This is a genomic window from uncultured Fibrobacter sp. (assembly GCF_937877005.1).
Taxonomy (GTDB): Bacteria; Fibrobacterota; Fibrobacteria; order Fibrobacterales; family Fibrobacteraceae; genus Fibrobacter.
In genome coordinates this window covers 39,854-54,484 of record NZ_CALEFV010000161.1, presented here as the reverse complement: position 1 = coordinate 54,484, position 14,631 = coordinate 39,854, and the positions used below count along the sequence as shown (strand labels likewise).

Here is a 14,631-nt window from a genome sequence, read left to right as displayed (position 1 = left end):
TTTCCACTTACTATAAGGAAAAGGTCTTTAAGCCGGTTAAGGAAGGTGGCCGTGCCTTCTGGACCAACCGTAGCTTCGGTGGCGTGTTTGCTAATGTCTACCAGCTCCCGTTCAACATGAAGGCTCAGTTCCTCGTATCGCAGCCGGCCGATGCCGATATCGGTACCCGCGACGGTCTGCGTATGTATGGCGGCCAGCCCGGCGAACTTGAAATGTCCGGTACCTACGATTTCCGCGGTTCCATCTACCATGGCCGTATCGCCAAGGAAAAGATTGCGGACAACTTAACGCTCGGTGTTAACTACATGGGTGTCGTTTTCGACAACGAAATCATCTATGAAGATGAATTCCGTAAGGCATGGGTTCTCTTTAGCGATGTCGGTCCTACGATTCTCAACAACCATGTGGCCTCTATCGACTTGAAGGGTAACATTACTCCGAAACTCTACTTGATGACCGATGTGGCCGTGAACGTGACGGACTCCGTCAAGTTCTTCCAGACGGAAGATGCCGCCAGTTACAATCCGGCCAACGCGAGCAGCGGCTTTATTTCGGATGCAACGGAATCTAGCACGAATACCCCGCAGATTGGTGTCTATTTGAAGGCTCAGGCCAAGTATATCGAAGGCTGGCCCATCACGGTCGAAGCGATCTACCTGCCCAAGGATTTCTATTCTCCGTATTCTCTCAGCAACCCGTCCCGCTTCAATGGCTGGCGCAAGGACGAAGCCTACCTGAATGGTGGCTCTCTCCGCTACAGCCCGAACATGGCCGGTCTTAACTTCAAGTTGGAACCGACGTTCAATCGTGGCTACTTCGACTTGCAATACGGCCTGCATCGTCAGATTGAAGACGGTCAGGACATGCTCTTCTTCAACTACCGTCTGAATGGACGTAACATGTGGGAAGGTTCCAACTCCTGGACCAAGCACAAGCCGCTCTTTATCGCCGACTCCGGTAACGCTTCCGGTGCCGCCTATCTGGCCCGCACGGGTGTTCATGCTTCCGCTGGTGATGGTATCAAGCAGTACCGTCAGGCCGGTGGTCTCTATGGTGGAACCTGGGAAATGTGGGAAGGCTTCGTTGCATACGAAAGTGCAGAACAGATTGCTTCTGGCGAAGTTCCCTCGCATACCAAGTGGTCTTCTTACCTCTCCTTCATGGGCGGCTACGATATCGGTGGCTGGTTCGGCACCGACCGTACGATCATGATGACCGGCTATGCGGCCATCTCGGGCCTCTCGACAACGATTGCTCCGATTGCCTACAGCGAATCCCAGTCCGACATGCTCCTGTGGAGCTTCTACGGACAGTTTGAACCGGCCGTTGCCGTGACGCCGACCTTCCACATGGTGGGTATCCTCGGTATGGAAACCTTCCGTTCCGACAAGGCTTACAGGTCTACCGTTATCACTTCCAACGTGGCTCAGACTTCGACCCTGGTCAATCGCTACAATACGACTTACTACGAAAAGGCCCCGATCAACTATCTCGAAACCGCAATTGGTATTGGTTTCGATTGGGACTTTGCCGACCGTGCGGGTCTGCATGTTCGCTACAAGTGGATGACTCATTCCGACGAAGTCTTGTCGGATAATGATTGGCATTCTCATTATATCGCAGCCGAAGCCAAGGCTTGGTTCTAATAGGGGGTGCTGAAGATGAAAAAGATTATGAATATGAATAAGACTTTTGCTGCGATCCTCGCCGCCTCCGTGGCTGCTTCGGCTGCCTCCGTAGCTGAAAATCAGGAACTGCTTGAAAGTAAGGTTGATACGATCAATGCCGAACGCGGTGTTGAAATCACCGGTAGCATCCGGGCTGTCGCTCAGACGTCCAGATTCGATGCTCCTGACGCCGACCCGTCCGGCCTCAACAAGATGCCGAATGTGGAAAAGGACGAGTTTGTCACGGCGGACATCAATTTCGGTTTCCGTCCTTGGGAAAACGTTCGCGCCAATGCGATGCTCCGTTTGGGAGCAGGCATGCAGGAATACTTTGCCGCTGCCGCCAAGACGGTCTCGGTTCCGTGGCTCAATGTCGAAGGCAATATCGACAATTCCTTCTACTGGGTCGTGGGTGATTTCCGTCAGCAGTACTCTCCGCTGACGTTGTTCCTGCCCGGTATCGACATCATGTATGAACCGCAGATCTTTGCCCGCAAGCGCTACATGGCCGAACATGAGCAGCTGATCGATGGCAATCAGCGTAACCTTCAGGGTGCGAACGTCCAGTTCCGCCACAACCTGAACGAAATGTTCGGTGAAATCCGTGCCGAAGCGATGTTTGCAAGAATTAACCGCACCGCAGTCCTTGACCTGACCGGTGCCGAAGGCAACATCCTTCCGAGCGAAACGCTTCCGGGTTCTACGCAGGCCTCCAATATGGATAAGTTCCTCGTGGCGGGCAACTTTGAATTGCTGCCCATGAACAGGAACCTCTATATCGGTGCAACTCCGATGTACATCTTCGACAACGAAGACAGCTACTCCTACACGTATCGTCATCCTGAGAATGACTTGAACTCTCCGTATGTACGCGAAGATATCAACCCCTACGAATTAAAGCCGCAGAAGACTATGGTGGTTAGCGGCCGTATCGGTGCCGATGTTGGCGCTCTGATCGGAAGCAAGAGCCTGATCCTCGACGTGATGGGTGAACTTGCGATTTCCAACGACAAGGTCTACTCCGCAACGTATGACTATGCGTACGAACTCGATGCCGAGGGAAATCCCGTCCTCGACGAGGCCGGTGCTCCGGTTCTTGCCCAGAACGACGATGGCGAAAACTACCTCGAAATCAAGGAATGGTCGGAACAGTCTCTCGACGGTATGGCCATGCTTGTCAATGCCAACGTGGGTTACAAGGCGGATGCCTGGGGCGTGAAGCTTGCCGTAGACGTGATCTTCAATGACAGCAACTGGTTCAACAACCTGGCCCAGTCGCCGAAGTTCTTCGCTCAGCGCATCCTGAACTCCGAAAAGGATGGACAGACGGTCAAGTACGGCGTCCATTCTCCGCTCTATTCCTCCTTCGACGCTCTCTACAATTTTGCACCTAAGTTCAGTCCGGTCTCTACCGCACTCGGTACCGATGACAATGGCATTGCCAATAGCGATATCAATAGCTATAACATTGCCAACTACAACAAGAACTCCTGGACGACTAATGTTTATACCCGCAGCCAGTTGGCCCTGCTCGAGTTGCTCTCTGACCCGGCTTTCCAGCTGTCCCTGCCCAATGGCCTTGCAACATCGAACCGCGTCGGTGGCCGTGGAAACCTTATCGCTAACTTCAAGGACTTTGCCGAAGTGCAGGGCTTGATTGGCATGTTCCAGCAGGTCAAGCCGATCGAGGGCTTCAAGGAAGCCTCGTTCATGGAATTCGGCGGTGGCGCCAAGGTCGATGTATTCAAGATTGTTGGCTTCTCGAAGCCGCTTGAAATTTCCGGCTCCTACAAGCACTCCGAACGCACTGTCGATACCGATCCGGCCGTTACGGGAGTTGACCAGTCCTTCAAGCTGCAGTCTGACTTCATTAATGCGGGACTGTACGTGCAGTATCTGCCGCGTCTCGGTATCAATGCCGGATTCCAGATGATCGATTCCAAGTATGAACAGGCGAATATGTTTACCGCTCTCGCTCCGCTTACCAATAGCAAGCAGATGCAGTGGATGGTGGGGCTTGACTACAACATCGCCGCGAATACCTGGCTTGCCGTCAACTTCGGCATGATCAATGTCGAAAACGAGTATAACACGTCTGCAGTTGTTGCAGCGGGTTCTGCAGCGGGTGCCATAACCTTGCCGGATTACTACGATGTCAATAAGGATGCGTCAGGGAACTTTAAGCACGAGTTCTCGCAGATGCTTCTTGAAGCCTCCATTAACGTGGAATTTTAATGGGAGGGTATGAATATGATGTTTAATAAGAAAATTTCTTTCGGTCTTGCTTCTGCCGTCCTGTTCTCCGCTGTGACCGCTTTCGCTGAAGGCGATGGTGTAGAACAGCAGCAAACCTCCTTGTTGCAAAAGCTGGATTCCTTGAATGCCGCGGTCCTTGGCCTCAAGCTCAACGGAACGGTCAAGGCTGGCGCCCTCATGTCCATGGCGAAGTCCGACCAGTTTAGTGATGATTCTCCGACGCAAGAAAACCAGGCCTACACGGATGCTAACCTGGTCCTTACGGCTCGTCCGAGCTCCGAAACGCAGGTGACCGTTCAGCTTCGCCTGCACAAGGATTGGCAGAGCGCTTATGACGAAAACAACAATCCGGTGATTGGTCACTGGTTCAGCTACGATGGCTCGATCCTGAACAAGCACCTGGATTTCAACTTGGGTTACATGCGCGTTGGCTATACGCCTTATACGCTCTATACCCCGCAGCAGAAACTGCTTCAGGAACCGGAAATATTTGCCCAGAAGCGTGTCGAGACGCTGGCTCAGCGTAACCTGGATACGACGAGTCGTCGTCTGATGCAGGGTCTCAATGTGGATTTCCATAGCGGAAAGCTTGGCGTGTTCGATGATGTTCATGCTCAGGCGACTGGCGCCCGCATGCGTAACGCTCCGAAGAAACTCGATCAGGTGTTCTTCGACTTCGACTGGACTGACCGCTACTTCTACGGCCTTCGCCTCGGTGCCGACGCCTATGGCGCTCATTTGGGCGTGAACTATACGGGCGTGTTCGACCGCTTCCTGAGCCGCAGGTCTCGTGCCATCGAGCCGGAAGACTCCGTCTACTATGATGACAACAATGTCCTTTCTGCGGAAATTGGATTCGATTCGAAGAGTATCCTCAAGGATTCCCCGTTCAGCTTCGGCTTCAACGGCGAATATGCCATGAGCTGGTGGGAACTTGCCATGGATCGCATGGATACCCGCAAGGTGGCTCAGTATGGTTTGAACGAATACAAGACAAAGAGCGATCCGGCCATTTTGAATCCGGCCGATACTTCGTTCGTTTATGTCAAGAAGCTTGAAAAGAACGAAAACTACGTCGTATACGAAGAATTGGAAGATGCGGATGGCAAGGCATTCTATGTCGAACCTTACGTGAATTTCAATGTGGCAAAGATCGACGGATCCTTGAAGGTGATGTACCTGCAGAACGACGAAAAGTTCTGGAGCGAAATGGCCTCCAGCCCTGTCTATCGTGGCGGCTCGGTGATCCTGAACTCCAATGCTCTTTACAGCAATGCCACTTATACCGATCTCGTTAGCCAGTTCGGCATGGCAAGTCTCGAAAACATGTATCTCGCCGTGTACAATTCCAATCCGCTGAACGCGACGAACCTGATGACTTCCTATTCCAAGAACGCCTTGAGCGACGAGAAGGAATCGGGCTACCTGTATACTCGCCTGTACAACAACTACAAGAATGCGCACTTCTACCGTAACGGTTACAACGCCGATGTCCTGAAGCGTACCGAAATGGCTGCGGCCCTGTTCCAGCTCGATCCGACGAGCGATATGGCTCTGCCTAACGGAATTGCGACTCCCGACCGCAAGGGTGTCGGTGTAAATCTGGACCTCTCCTGGAACGATGCCGTCGAACTGAACGTGCTCTTCTCCATGATGACTCAGAGCGCCACGGTGGAAAACGAAAACAAGTACACGCGTTATGCTGCCGGTCTCGGTGTCGATATCGGTCGCTTCGTGGATCTTGGCCGCACAATCAAGTTGCAGGGTTCCTATGACCATAGCGAAGAGAGCGAATGGCTCAAGCGCAAGAACGACCGCATCATGGCGGGCATTGACGTGGACGTGATTGGTCCCCTGGCTCTCCTTGGTGGTTTCCAGCAGTCCACCCGCGAATTCGGGGTTCCCGTTATTGCCGGTGTGACGAAGGCCGAAGAAAGCCTGATTCTGGTCGGTCCGAAGCTCAAGATCGCACCTAATTCTTACCTGTCTCTCCAGTATGGCTTGCTGACTGACAAGGTTGCCTTCAATACGTTTAATGAGGAAGGAGCCCCTGTCGCAGACGAACTTTCGATTGACAAGAACGTGATTATCGCCGATGTAACGGTGAACTTCTAAGAGGTAGTGCAATGAAAAAGTTTAAGATTTTATTCTCTGTTGCGGTTGCCTCGGCTATTGTCGGTTGCTCCTCCATGGCCGTTGACGATGAAGAAGCGCTGGAAGGCAACCTTCCTGCCGATTTCCGCAGTGCGGACTACATGGCCATTCATCCCGAGCTCGCTCGCGTGCAGTATAGGGATTACGTGACGCTTTATAATGCCAACCTGGAAGCGGAAGCAAAGAAGGCCGGCGAAGAAGCTACCGCTGCTTTCAAGGCTTTGAAGGAAACGGACGAAGCGGAATTCCTGGAGAATACGGAAATGCTCCATGGCCTCCTGACGGATCCCTACTTTGGCGGGTTTACCGAAGAAAGCTGGGAACTCAGCTGGCAGCCGTCCGTCAAGACGGATACGGTCAAGACTCCGATAACCATACAACGCAAGCTTGTGCTTGTCGGCGAAGACACCCTGGTTGTGTATTTTGCCATCAAGGGTGATTCCTCGATGACGGGTTCCATTTCCCGGGATTCCAGCGGGGCGATTACGGCTGTTGAGGGCTTCACGGATTCTACCCTTGACGCAGCCTCTGCTTTCACTTCTGAAGTCGGTGAAGGCAAGCCTTATAAGCTGAAGGGCAATTCTATTGTTCTTGACACGGTGGGCGAAAACATTGAGGTGAAGACGGAAGAAGTTGCCGGTGGTCTTTCCGGAGACCATATCAAGATGGCTAAGCAGCTGAACCTGATTGGCATTTCTGCCGATTACGATTCTCTGCGCGCCGTTCCTGTCGATACGTTTGCGATCAGCTACCAGTTCGTCATGTACGGTAGAGATTATGGCTGGGCATATCGCTTCTGCACGGAAGCCGAAAAGTCCAATCCGGTGCAGACCGAAGTTTATCCTGTTAAAAAGCTCTATTGCGACGACAATGGCGTTGCTAGGGAAATCAAGTAGGGCGAGGAATAGTATATGAATATCAAGTCGATTGTTTTTACTCTTGCTCTTGGTGCCGCCGTTACGGCCCAGGCTGCAGCCGACAAGGTTGTAGGTTTCTACACCTACTGGAGCCAGTATTCTCAGTTCTACCCGAAGGACATCCGCTACAATACCGTAACGGACATCCACTATGTGGGACTGGCCGCCGGTGAAGATGGCTCGGTCGCCTTTGCCGATGAAAACGATGCCGAAAATTTCAAGACGCTCGTCCAGATGTCCAAGGAAAACAGCGTGAAGCTGATTGTTTCTGTGGGCGGCATGGAAAATGAAGGTAATCTCAAGGCAATCGCCTCTTCTGACGAGCTTCTGTCGACATTCGTTTCGAACTTGAGCAGCTGGCTTTCCGAAAAGGGCGGCGATGGTGTCGAACTCGATTGGCAGAACATGACTGCCGATGATTCCGAAGCTCACGCCAAGATGCTCAATGCCTTGGCTGATGGACTTTCCGGTTCGACGGTCACTGCAGTCGTCTATCCGTCCGCCGGAATGGAAGTCTACAAGGCCGATGCTTTGAACCGTCTTGCCTATGTGGACGTGTTCATGTCAGACCTGATGACCGAAGAATCTTCCGAAGTGGTTCCTAACCAGAGCGCCACATCCATCGACGAGACTCTTTCCAAGGTGAAGGAAGCCGGCGTGAATGCCGACCTGCTTGTCCCGATCGTGTTCCTTTACGGTAAGACCTGGAGCGGAGCCAAGGGCCTTGGAACCTCTCACCAGGGTACAGGTAGCGGTAACGAAGGATACGTGACCTATGCCGAATTGATGGGCAAGTTCGATTCCCCGGAATACAAGGTGACTTTCGATGAATCCTCCAAGTCCGAAGTGGCCGTGAGCGAATCCGAGACCATCGTGTTCATGGGTATTCCTTCTGTCAAGGCTGTTGCACAGCAGGTCAAGAGCGAAGGCATGGCCGGAGTCGCCGTCTATGATCTTTCCCAGGACCACCACGAACCGATTGTTTCCCTTTTGGTGACGATTGGCCTGGAACTTCGTCCCGAGGTGAACTACAAGGTTTCCAAGAAAAAGTAGTCGCCAGACGAAATTGAAAATGAAAGGCACCCCGAAGGGGTGCTTTTTTAATCTAGTCCGAGATAGGTGGCGATAAATTTTTTCTGGTATTCCGGGTCTTCATGGGCCCAGTGCTTTTCCTCAAGCGCCTGATATTGCCAGTTGATAGCCTGCATGTAGTGGTTCGGCTCGCAGAGGTTTTTAAAGATGACTTCGAGGTCGTCTACAGAGGCATCTATCCCTACGAGCTGCTCCTTGGGGGCATAGCTGTAAGGGCTGTTCGCGAAGTCGCTACCGATGAAGACTGCTCCGAGTGCTGCGGCTTCCTTGAGTTTAAGATCGCTCTTAGCCTTGTTGAAATTGTTGTTTGCGAGCGGTGCCAGGAAAAAGTCCGGTTTGAAATTCGCCGCAGTTGATGCGTACGGCAAGAAGTTCGTGTAAGGAATCTTCGTGTACTTTCCTTCGAGGTCTTTCAGAAAATCCGGTTCGCCGAAAATGTAGAAGTCGATGCTTCCGTCGGCGACATGCTTGCGGATCCATGGAATCCATGGACCGTCCAGGTCTCCCTTGATACCATCGGCAAAATGGCCCAGGCTTCCTGCGTACATGACTTTAGGGACTCCGGAAAAAGCGGACGTTCTCTGATTCAGCCCAAAAAGCGATCTTGAAATTCCGTTCGGCATCACGACTGCGTTTACGCCGAGATCGGACTTGATGCGGCCCGCGAGGTAGCGCGTGGAACAGACTACCGTGTCGAATACGCGTAGCACCTGCTTGAGGCTCGTGAGCATCTTTTGGTCATGATTTTCTATATGCTTTGCATGTTCTGCGATGATCGGCGGGAGTTCCCACAGCAGGTCGTCCATGTCGGTGACGAGCTTGAATCCGCATTCCTTTTTCAGCTGGTAGTAGTACAATGCAATTTGAGCTCGTCCCGGTGCCGTCGGCTTTTGCAGTATGACAGCCTTGGTCTGCTTGAGCGCCTCCTTGTTATTGCAGATGATTTGCGTGATGGAGGGCGTGAATTTGTAGTCCTTGTTTCCGATAAGCTGGAGGAATGGCATGACGCAGCGGACCCAGTCCGGTTGCGACATGTCGTAGGGATGCACGATTACCTGAGATCTTTCCATGTTCTCAATGATAGAAAATTTCTATATTCATTCCGTATGGCTCTTTTGCTGGCAGTTCTTTTCCTGGCACTCTTCATTAGTGCTATTGTGCGCGGACGTTTTTCGTACGGCAAGGTGGATTACGATTTTCGCGAACACCCTATTCAGTTTGTCATCGTATTGCTGTTTATCTTGGGCGTATCTGCGCTTTGCTTCTATCGATTTCTGGTAGAAATGAACTTTTTGCGGTAGAAATAAAAAAAAGAAAAGCCGGGTTACCCGGCTTTTGAATTTTCCGATAGGCTAGAACTATCTGGCGGACTTGCTCCACCTGATGTTCAGCTGCCTGATACCCTGCCTGATCGAGATGAGGTAGGATCCGGTCGGGAGCCCTGCGAGCGACACCGATGCGTTTTCTTCGCTGCGGAGAGTCTTGCTCATGATAGTCTGTCCGTTAACGGAGAACACGTCGACCGTGATGTCGCCTGCATTTTGAGATCCGATGCTCAGCATGTTGCCCGCGATAGATGCGCGCAGTGGGAGAGTCGGAGCAGTCTTGAAGATGTGGGCGATGTTGTATTCTTCCTTGTTGACGGCCTGAGTGCTGTCTCCCACGACTACGACAATGGACCTTTCTAGTGCCCTGGTGAAGTCCGTTTCGGGAGCGGTGGCAGTCACCTTGACGATCGCGTTCTGGTTGCCTGCAACAAGGTTGTTGCCCTGCTGAGTCACGTACGGCGATGTGGGGCTGTCATTAAAGGTGTAGGTTATCTTGGCGCCTGCAGTCGTGGTGTCCGGCAACAGCTTTTCCGCTACGCCGCCGAGGGCGATGGTCACGTTCTTGAAGGTATTGGCAAGCTTTGCAGGAGACTTGTTCCAGACGACGGTAACGGTATCGTTCAGGGCGGCGAATCCATTGACGGCCGGTGCAGTAGCCACGATCTTGGCTTCGCCGAAGTTCCTGAATTCAAACATGATCTGCTGCTTGCCCTTCTGCGAGGCAATGCAGCCGCTTGCGGTACATGTTGCCGTCTTGACGGAAACGATGTCCGGGTTCAGCGAGGTGAGCGTATAGGTGGCGCCTTCCAGGGTCTTGTTGTTTTCGGCGCTGGTCAGGATCCATTCCTTGTATTCGCCACCGGAGAATTTCAGGGCTCTGTTGTTGCTGCAGTCGCCGGAGTAACTACAGGTGAGCTTTTCCTGCAGGTTGGGCACGGTCTGCTTGGGAACTTCCGAGACGACAATTACGGACTGGGAATTGTCGCTACCGGTCAGGATGGCAAAGCCTGCCTTGCCGATGACGATGTCGCTACCCGACGGCGTTGCGACAGACTCGTTGCTGGAAACATAGGTACAGCCGGACTTGAGTACGCCGGGTGCCGTTCCGTCGGTTTCCTTGACGGTCGTTGTCTTGAATGCGCAGGAGCCGGTGTTCTTGCCCTTGACAAGCGAGTCGGCCCAGGTGCGTGCGTGCTTCTGGAGGTAGGCCTTGACGAGCTTACCCGATTCGCTATAGGTGGCTCCGTTGAGGAGGGCTACCGTATTCAGGTTTTCGGTGCCGTCAAAGATGGCGGAAGTTTCCACCTTGCCGTCCTTGGAGTAGGCGCTCTGAGTATGACGCAGGCTCCAGTTGCAGTTGCTGATGTTGTTGTTGTCCATGAAGGTCATCCAGCTGTTGGTGCTGCTTTGATCGGCGTTGCCCGCTCCATCTGCATTCACGGTTCCCCATTCGGTGATGAACACGGGACTGCCGCTGCTCTTTGCCTGGGTAATTCTGCTGCTATAGGTATTGGTCGAATGCGTGCCTGCGTAGAAGTGGAACACGTAGCCGATGTTTTCGCCGCTCACGCCACCGTATTGGTCCAGCTGCGACCAGCTCGGGGTCCCGACAAGCACCAGGTTCTTGGTATGATTGCGGATACCCGGAATGACCTGCCCCGCATAACCTGTAATGGAGCTCCAAGCCTGGTTCTGTCTCGGTTCGTTGAAAATTTCGAAAATGACGTTCGGAACGTCCTTGTACTTTTCGGCCACCTGGGCAAAGAATTTCTTTGCAATTTCGGTTTCGTAGTCGGCGCGGTGGCTGTGCCAGTCGAGAATAATGTAGATGTCGTTCTCGATAGCCGCTTCGACCATCTGGTCGATAACGCCCGTATAGCCTTCGGGGGCACCTGAGTAAGAATAGGATTCGTCCAGCTTGTTCGACGTGCCGCCATCGCTATCGTAATAAGTAATACCCATGGCGAAACGGAAGACGTCCATTTTCAGATTTTCGGTCGCCCATGAAATGACGGTCTTGTTGTAGTAGGGGAGACCTGTCGCGTCGGACCAGAACAGGCTCATGCCGCGTAGGACAGCTTCCTGGTTGTTCTTGGATCCGATAATTTTGCCGCCGCTAGTGTGGAGCGCGCCATAGTAGCTGACCGGACCGATTCGCTTGGCGACTGCATCTGCGGCGCTTGCGAATGCGGGAATAGCCGCAAGCGCGAGTGCGCAGGGGAGTAGTTTGCTTATTTTCATATTGTGCACCTTTATAAAACCGCAATCCCTTTGGTTCTATGTAGAAAACCTAATAAAAAATGGCTCCCAGCGCTCAGTCCCCATATAATAATATGTATACGGGCGAGAACTAGGGACAATTCTGCTAAAAAATAATTTTATTCGGCGCGAAGGGGCTTTTTTATATGGTAATAAAAAAGTTGCGTTGCGAAAGTGTGACGAAAGCAACAGAGAGAACGAAATTTGGTAAAAGCACTTTTGTAAAATTATGTAAACGGAATTGGCTGTAAGGCCCAAAAACAACAAAATGAAAAAAAAAGAAAAAAATTTTCCCTATTGCTCGAAAAAAAAGATATATTATGGTGCAAACCGCCCTAATGGGCATAACAAAAAAGAGAGAGAATTATGAACAAGAAAATTCTTACAGCTATTACTGGCCTCGCAGCCGCTTCGGCTTCCTTTGGCTTCATTACCTGGTATGGTTCCGAAGGTGAACAGCAGGTCATGACTGAACTTGGTGTTAACGCCGAAGACAACTCCGGTTACTGGTATGACTATAACGACGGTCCGGACGGCAAGTCTTCCGTGACTTGGAAGGTCCCGAAGGGTGACGAATGGGACGAAGGTTCCATGGCTCCGGTCGTGGCCGCTTGCGGTGGTGTCTGCGGTACCTATACTCTTGACGCTGGTACCATCACTTATGACCCGTTCGTGGGTATTGGTTTCAACGTGGGTGGTGCCGATGAAGGTGGCGCTGCTATCCCCGTTGACGCGACCGCTATGGGTGGCGTTTGCATCGGTTACTCCGTTGACACGAAGGCTTCTCTCGAACTCGGCCTCGGTGACGAAAAGGATGCCGCCATCGGTTATGCTAACCCGTCTGTAACTCTGAAGGCTGCTGCGACGGGTGCTGTCGTGGACGCTGCTTGGGCTGACTTTGCACAGCCGAGCTGGGCTTCTGAAAAGATTTCCATGTCTGAAGCCACCACCGGTATCGCTTCTATCAAGTTCAAGATTCAGGCCAAGACCGGTTCTACCGGTAGCTTCAACATTGCCTCCGTCGGTGCTTACCAGGGTGGCTGTAAGGCTCCTGGTGCTGTCGCCTCTATCGGTGCAAAGGCTCTCCAGTCTTCTCTGAAGGCTCAGCTCTCTGGCCGTACCCTCTCCTTCGGCAAGACCCTTGCCAAGGCTGAAATCGTGAACCTCCAGGGCCAGGTTGTCATGGCTGCTTCCTCCGTGAGCTCCATGGACCTCTCCAAGCTCCAGGCTGGTGTCTACATGGTTCGTGCTGCTGGTCTTTCTCAGCAGATCATGCTGAAGTAATTCAACTTCGGTAAACGAATTCGAAAGGGCTGCTATGGTTTCCATAGCGGCCCTTTTGTTTGATGAGGATTACGTTTAATCCTTTTTTTTTGTTGCCTTTTTTCGGAAAATCAAAATTGAATGTATATTTATAGGGATTTTTAACGAGGTTACATATGAAGAAGTTTTTGTTCCCCGCAACCATCCCCCTTCTTTTGGGACTCGCGCTGAATTTTTCTGCATGTGGAGATGACTCTACTTCCTCCAATGCTGATAATCCTGCTGATCCGGGCCAGACAGACCCCGGTCAGACGGATCCGGGTCAGACCGATCCCGGCCAGACAGATCCGGGCCAGACAGACCCCGGTCAGACTGACCCGGGCCAGACCGATCCGGCAACTCCTTTTGTTTCTCCGGTTGCGTTGCCGTCTACGGCGAATGCCGCCATGCCGGGCAATATATACGCTTCCTGGAAGTCGTATCACTTTGTCACGATGGAAACGGAATCTACCTACTATGTCGACATCGCTGCTGATTTCACGAAGGATGTCTTTACTGCAGAATATGTTCCGGCTGGCCGCGTAGTGTGGTCGAACCAGGGTAGCACGGGGTATAAGGATCACTGCAGTGATGATGGGACGACCGAGCCGTCGATGAAGTTCCGCGCCTGCACCGTGTCCGAAGGTATCGGCTATGGCATGCTCCTCGCCTATTTCAACGACGACTCCGACACGTTTATTCGCCTGTGGAACTACTCCAGGGGCTTTAGGGCGTATAACAAGATTCGCCTGACTCCGTGGATTACGCGCAGCTTCTCTTGGGAAGATGTGGACCTTTCCAGCGCAACCGATGCGGACCTGGATATCGCAACGGCCCTTATCCTGATGTATTACAAGACCAAGAACCAGGCGTTCTTGGATGATGCCGTGTCGATTGCCTCTGCAATCTGGGATCTTGAAATCAATCCGGAAAACTTGCTCATCTATTCGGGTGACCAGAATATCTGGAAGCTCAATAATCCGGTGTACAACCTGAGTTACTTCTCTCCGGTCGCTCTGCGTCTATTTGCTGTCGTGGATCCGTCTCACAACTGGCAGGGAGTCCTGGATGCCATGTATGTCTACATGGACAAGGTGCAGACTGCGGGCACGGGCGTGTTCCCCGACTGGAGTGACGGGACGGGTGTTGCTGCCAATCCGCCCAACAACTCTGCCGGAAGAAACGAAAAAACCTATACATGGCATACGTTCAACAAGGAATCTGTTCGCATTCCGTGGAGAATCGCATGGGACTACTACTGGTATCAGGATGAAAGGGCCCTTAAGGTGCTTTCCAAGCTGAACGAGTTCATTGTCGCCAAGTCCGGCAACGATCCTTCTAACATCGACGCTCTTTCTACGAGCTACTCCTGGGATCCCGCCAAGGCGGACAAGCCGGGTACGGGTGGAGTGGTTTCTGCCAACTGGCTTGGTGCCTGGTGCGCAACCGGTATGGGAACGAATGCAGGCTGGCTTGATGCTTGTACAAACCTCCTGAATACGACGAAAGAATCCGTCAACCTGCCCACAAGCTACTTCAGCGACATTCTGCTGGGATTGTACAGTTCCATGCTGAATGGTGGCTTCCAGCGTCCGTACTAGTTTTCACAAAATTGTGGAATGAGGTCCCGGAAATTCCGGGACCTTTTTGTATTCT

General features: G+C 52.3%; 10 protein-coding genes. 8 read left to right on the top strand and 2 right to left on the bottom strand.

Annotated elements, in window-relative coordinates:
* The 5 genes from Q0628_RS07760 to Q0628_RS07740 all read left to right on the top strand — a co-directional run.
* Positions 1-1,646 (top strand): hypothetical protein (locus Q0628_RS07760; RefSeq protein ID WP_298769785.1); only part of this gene is annotated, 1,646 nt, incomplete at its 5' end.
* Positions 1,647-1,661: 15 nt separating this feature from the next.
* Positions 1,662-3,902 (top strand): hypothetical protein, encoded by a 2,241-nt coding sequence (locus Q0628_RS07755; RefSeq protein WP_298769783.1) that lies wholly within the window; start codon positions 1,662-1,664, stop codon positions 3,900-3,902.
* Between the two features lie 15 nt (positions 3,903-3,917).
* On the top strand, positions 3,918-6,038 hold the full coding sequence (locus Q0628_RS07750; protein WP_298769781.1) for a hypothetical protein: 2,121 nt from the start codon (positions 3,918-3,920) through the stop codon (positions 6,036-6,038).
* Positions 6,039-6,049: 11 nt separating this feature from the next.
* Entirely contained in the window at positions 6,050-6,973 is a 924-nt protein-coding gene (locus tag Q0628_RS07745; RefSeq protein WP_298769779.1) for a hypothetical protein, read from the top strand.
* Between the two features lie 15 nt (positions 6,974-6,988).
* A complete protein-coding gene (locus Q0628_RS07740; protein WP_298769777.1) occupies positions 6,989-8,047 on the top strand; it encodes a glycoside hydrolase family 18 protein in 1,059 nt (352 codons plus the stop codon).
* A 47-nt stretch (positions 8,048-8,094) separates the two neighbouring features.
* On the opposite strand, the gene Q0628_RS07735 is transcribed toward Q0628_RS07740, so the two are convergent.
* A complete protein-coding gene (locus Q0628_RS07735; RefSeq protein WP_298769775.1) occupies positions 8,095-9,156 on the bottom strand; it encodes a hypothetical protein in 1,062 nt (353 codons plus the stop codon).
* A gap of 36 nt (positions 9,157-9,192) precedes the next feature.
* Between Q0628_RS07735 and Q0628_RS07730 the strand changes: the two genes are divergently transcribed.
* Entirely contained in the window at positions 9,193-9,387 is a 195-nt protein-coding gene (locus tag Q0628_RS07730; protein ID WP_298769773.1) for a hypothetical protein, read from the top strand.
* A gap of 57 nt (positions 9,388-9,444) precedes the next feature.
* Here Q0628_RS07730 and Q0628_RS07725 read toward each other — a convergent pair whose 3' ends face one another.
* Positions 9,445-11,655 (bottom strand): cellulase family glycosylhydrolase, encoded by a 2,211-nt coding sequence (locus Q0628_RS07725; RefSeq protein ID WP_298769771.1) that lies wholly within the window; start codon positions 11,653-11,655, stop codon positions 9,445-9,447.
* Between the two features lie 384 nt (positions 11,656-12,039).
* Between Q0628_RS07725 and Q0628_RS07720 the strand changes: the two genes are divergently transcribed.
* Together Q0628_RS07720 and Q0628_RS07715 are read left to right on the top strand one after the other, a co-directional pair.
* Positions 12,040-12,957 carry a T9SS type A sorting domain-containing protein gene (locus tag Q0628_RS07720; RefSeq protein WP_298769769.1) on the top strand — a complete coding sequence of 306 codons (918 nt, stop codon included), beginning with the start codon at positions 12,040-12,042 and terminating at the stop codon, positions 12,955-12,957.
* Between the two features lie 155 nt (positions 12,958-13,112).
* Positions 13,113-14,576 (top strand): glycosyl hydrolase family 8, encoded by a 1,464-nt coding sequence (locus tag Q0628_RS07715; RefSeq protein WP_298769767.1) that lies wholly within the window; start codon positions 13,113-13,115, stop codon positions 14,574-14,576.
* The last annotated feature ends 55 nt before the right edge of the window (positions 14,577-14,631 follow it).

Bases quoted from the DNA above. Each gene is read 5' to 3' on its own strand.
- Q0628_RS07755 (WP_298769783.1), top strand. From the start codon at position 1,662: ATGAAAAAGATTATGAATATGAATAAGACTTTTGCTGCGATCCTCGCC.
- Q0628_RS07750 (WP_298769781.1), top strand. From the start codon at position 3,918: ATGATGTTTAATAAGAAAATTTCTTTCGGTCTTGCTTCTGCCGTCCTG.
- Q0628_RS07745 (WP_298769779.1), top strand. From the start codon at position 6,050: ATGAAAAAGTTTAAGATTTTATTCTCTGTTGCGGTTGCCTCGGCTATT.
- Q0628_RS07740 (WP_298769777.1), top strand. From the start codon at position 6,989: ATGAATATCAAGTCGATTGTTTTTACTCTTGCTCTTGGTGCCGCCGTT.
- Q0628_RS07735 (WP_298769775.1), bottom strand. From the start codon at position 9,156: ATGGAAAGATCTCAGGTAATCGTGCATCCCTACGACATGTCGCAACCG.
- Q0628_RS07730 (WP_298769773.1), top strand. From the start codon at position 9,193: ATGGCTCTTTTGCTGGCAGTTCTTTTCCTGGCACTCTTCATTAGTGCT.
- Q0628_RS07725 (WP_298769771.1), bottom strand. From the start codon at position 11,655: ATGAAAATAAGCAAACTACTCCCCTGCGCACTCGCGCTTGCGGCTATT.
- Q0628_RS07720 (WP_298769769.1), top strand. From the start codon at position 12,040: ATGAACAAGAAAATTCTTACAGCTATTACTGGCCTCGCAGCCGCTTCG.
- Q0628_RS07715 (WP_298769767.1), top strand. From the start codon at position 13,113: ATGAAGAAGTTTTTGTTCCCCGCAACCATCCCCCTTCTTTTGGGACTC.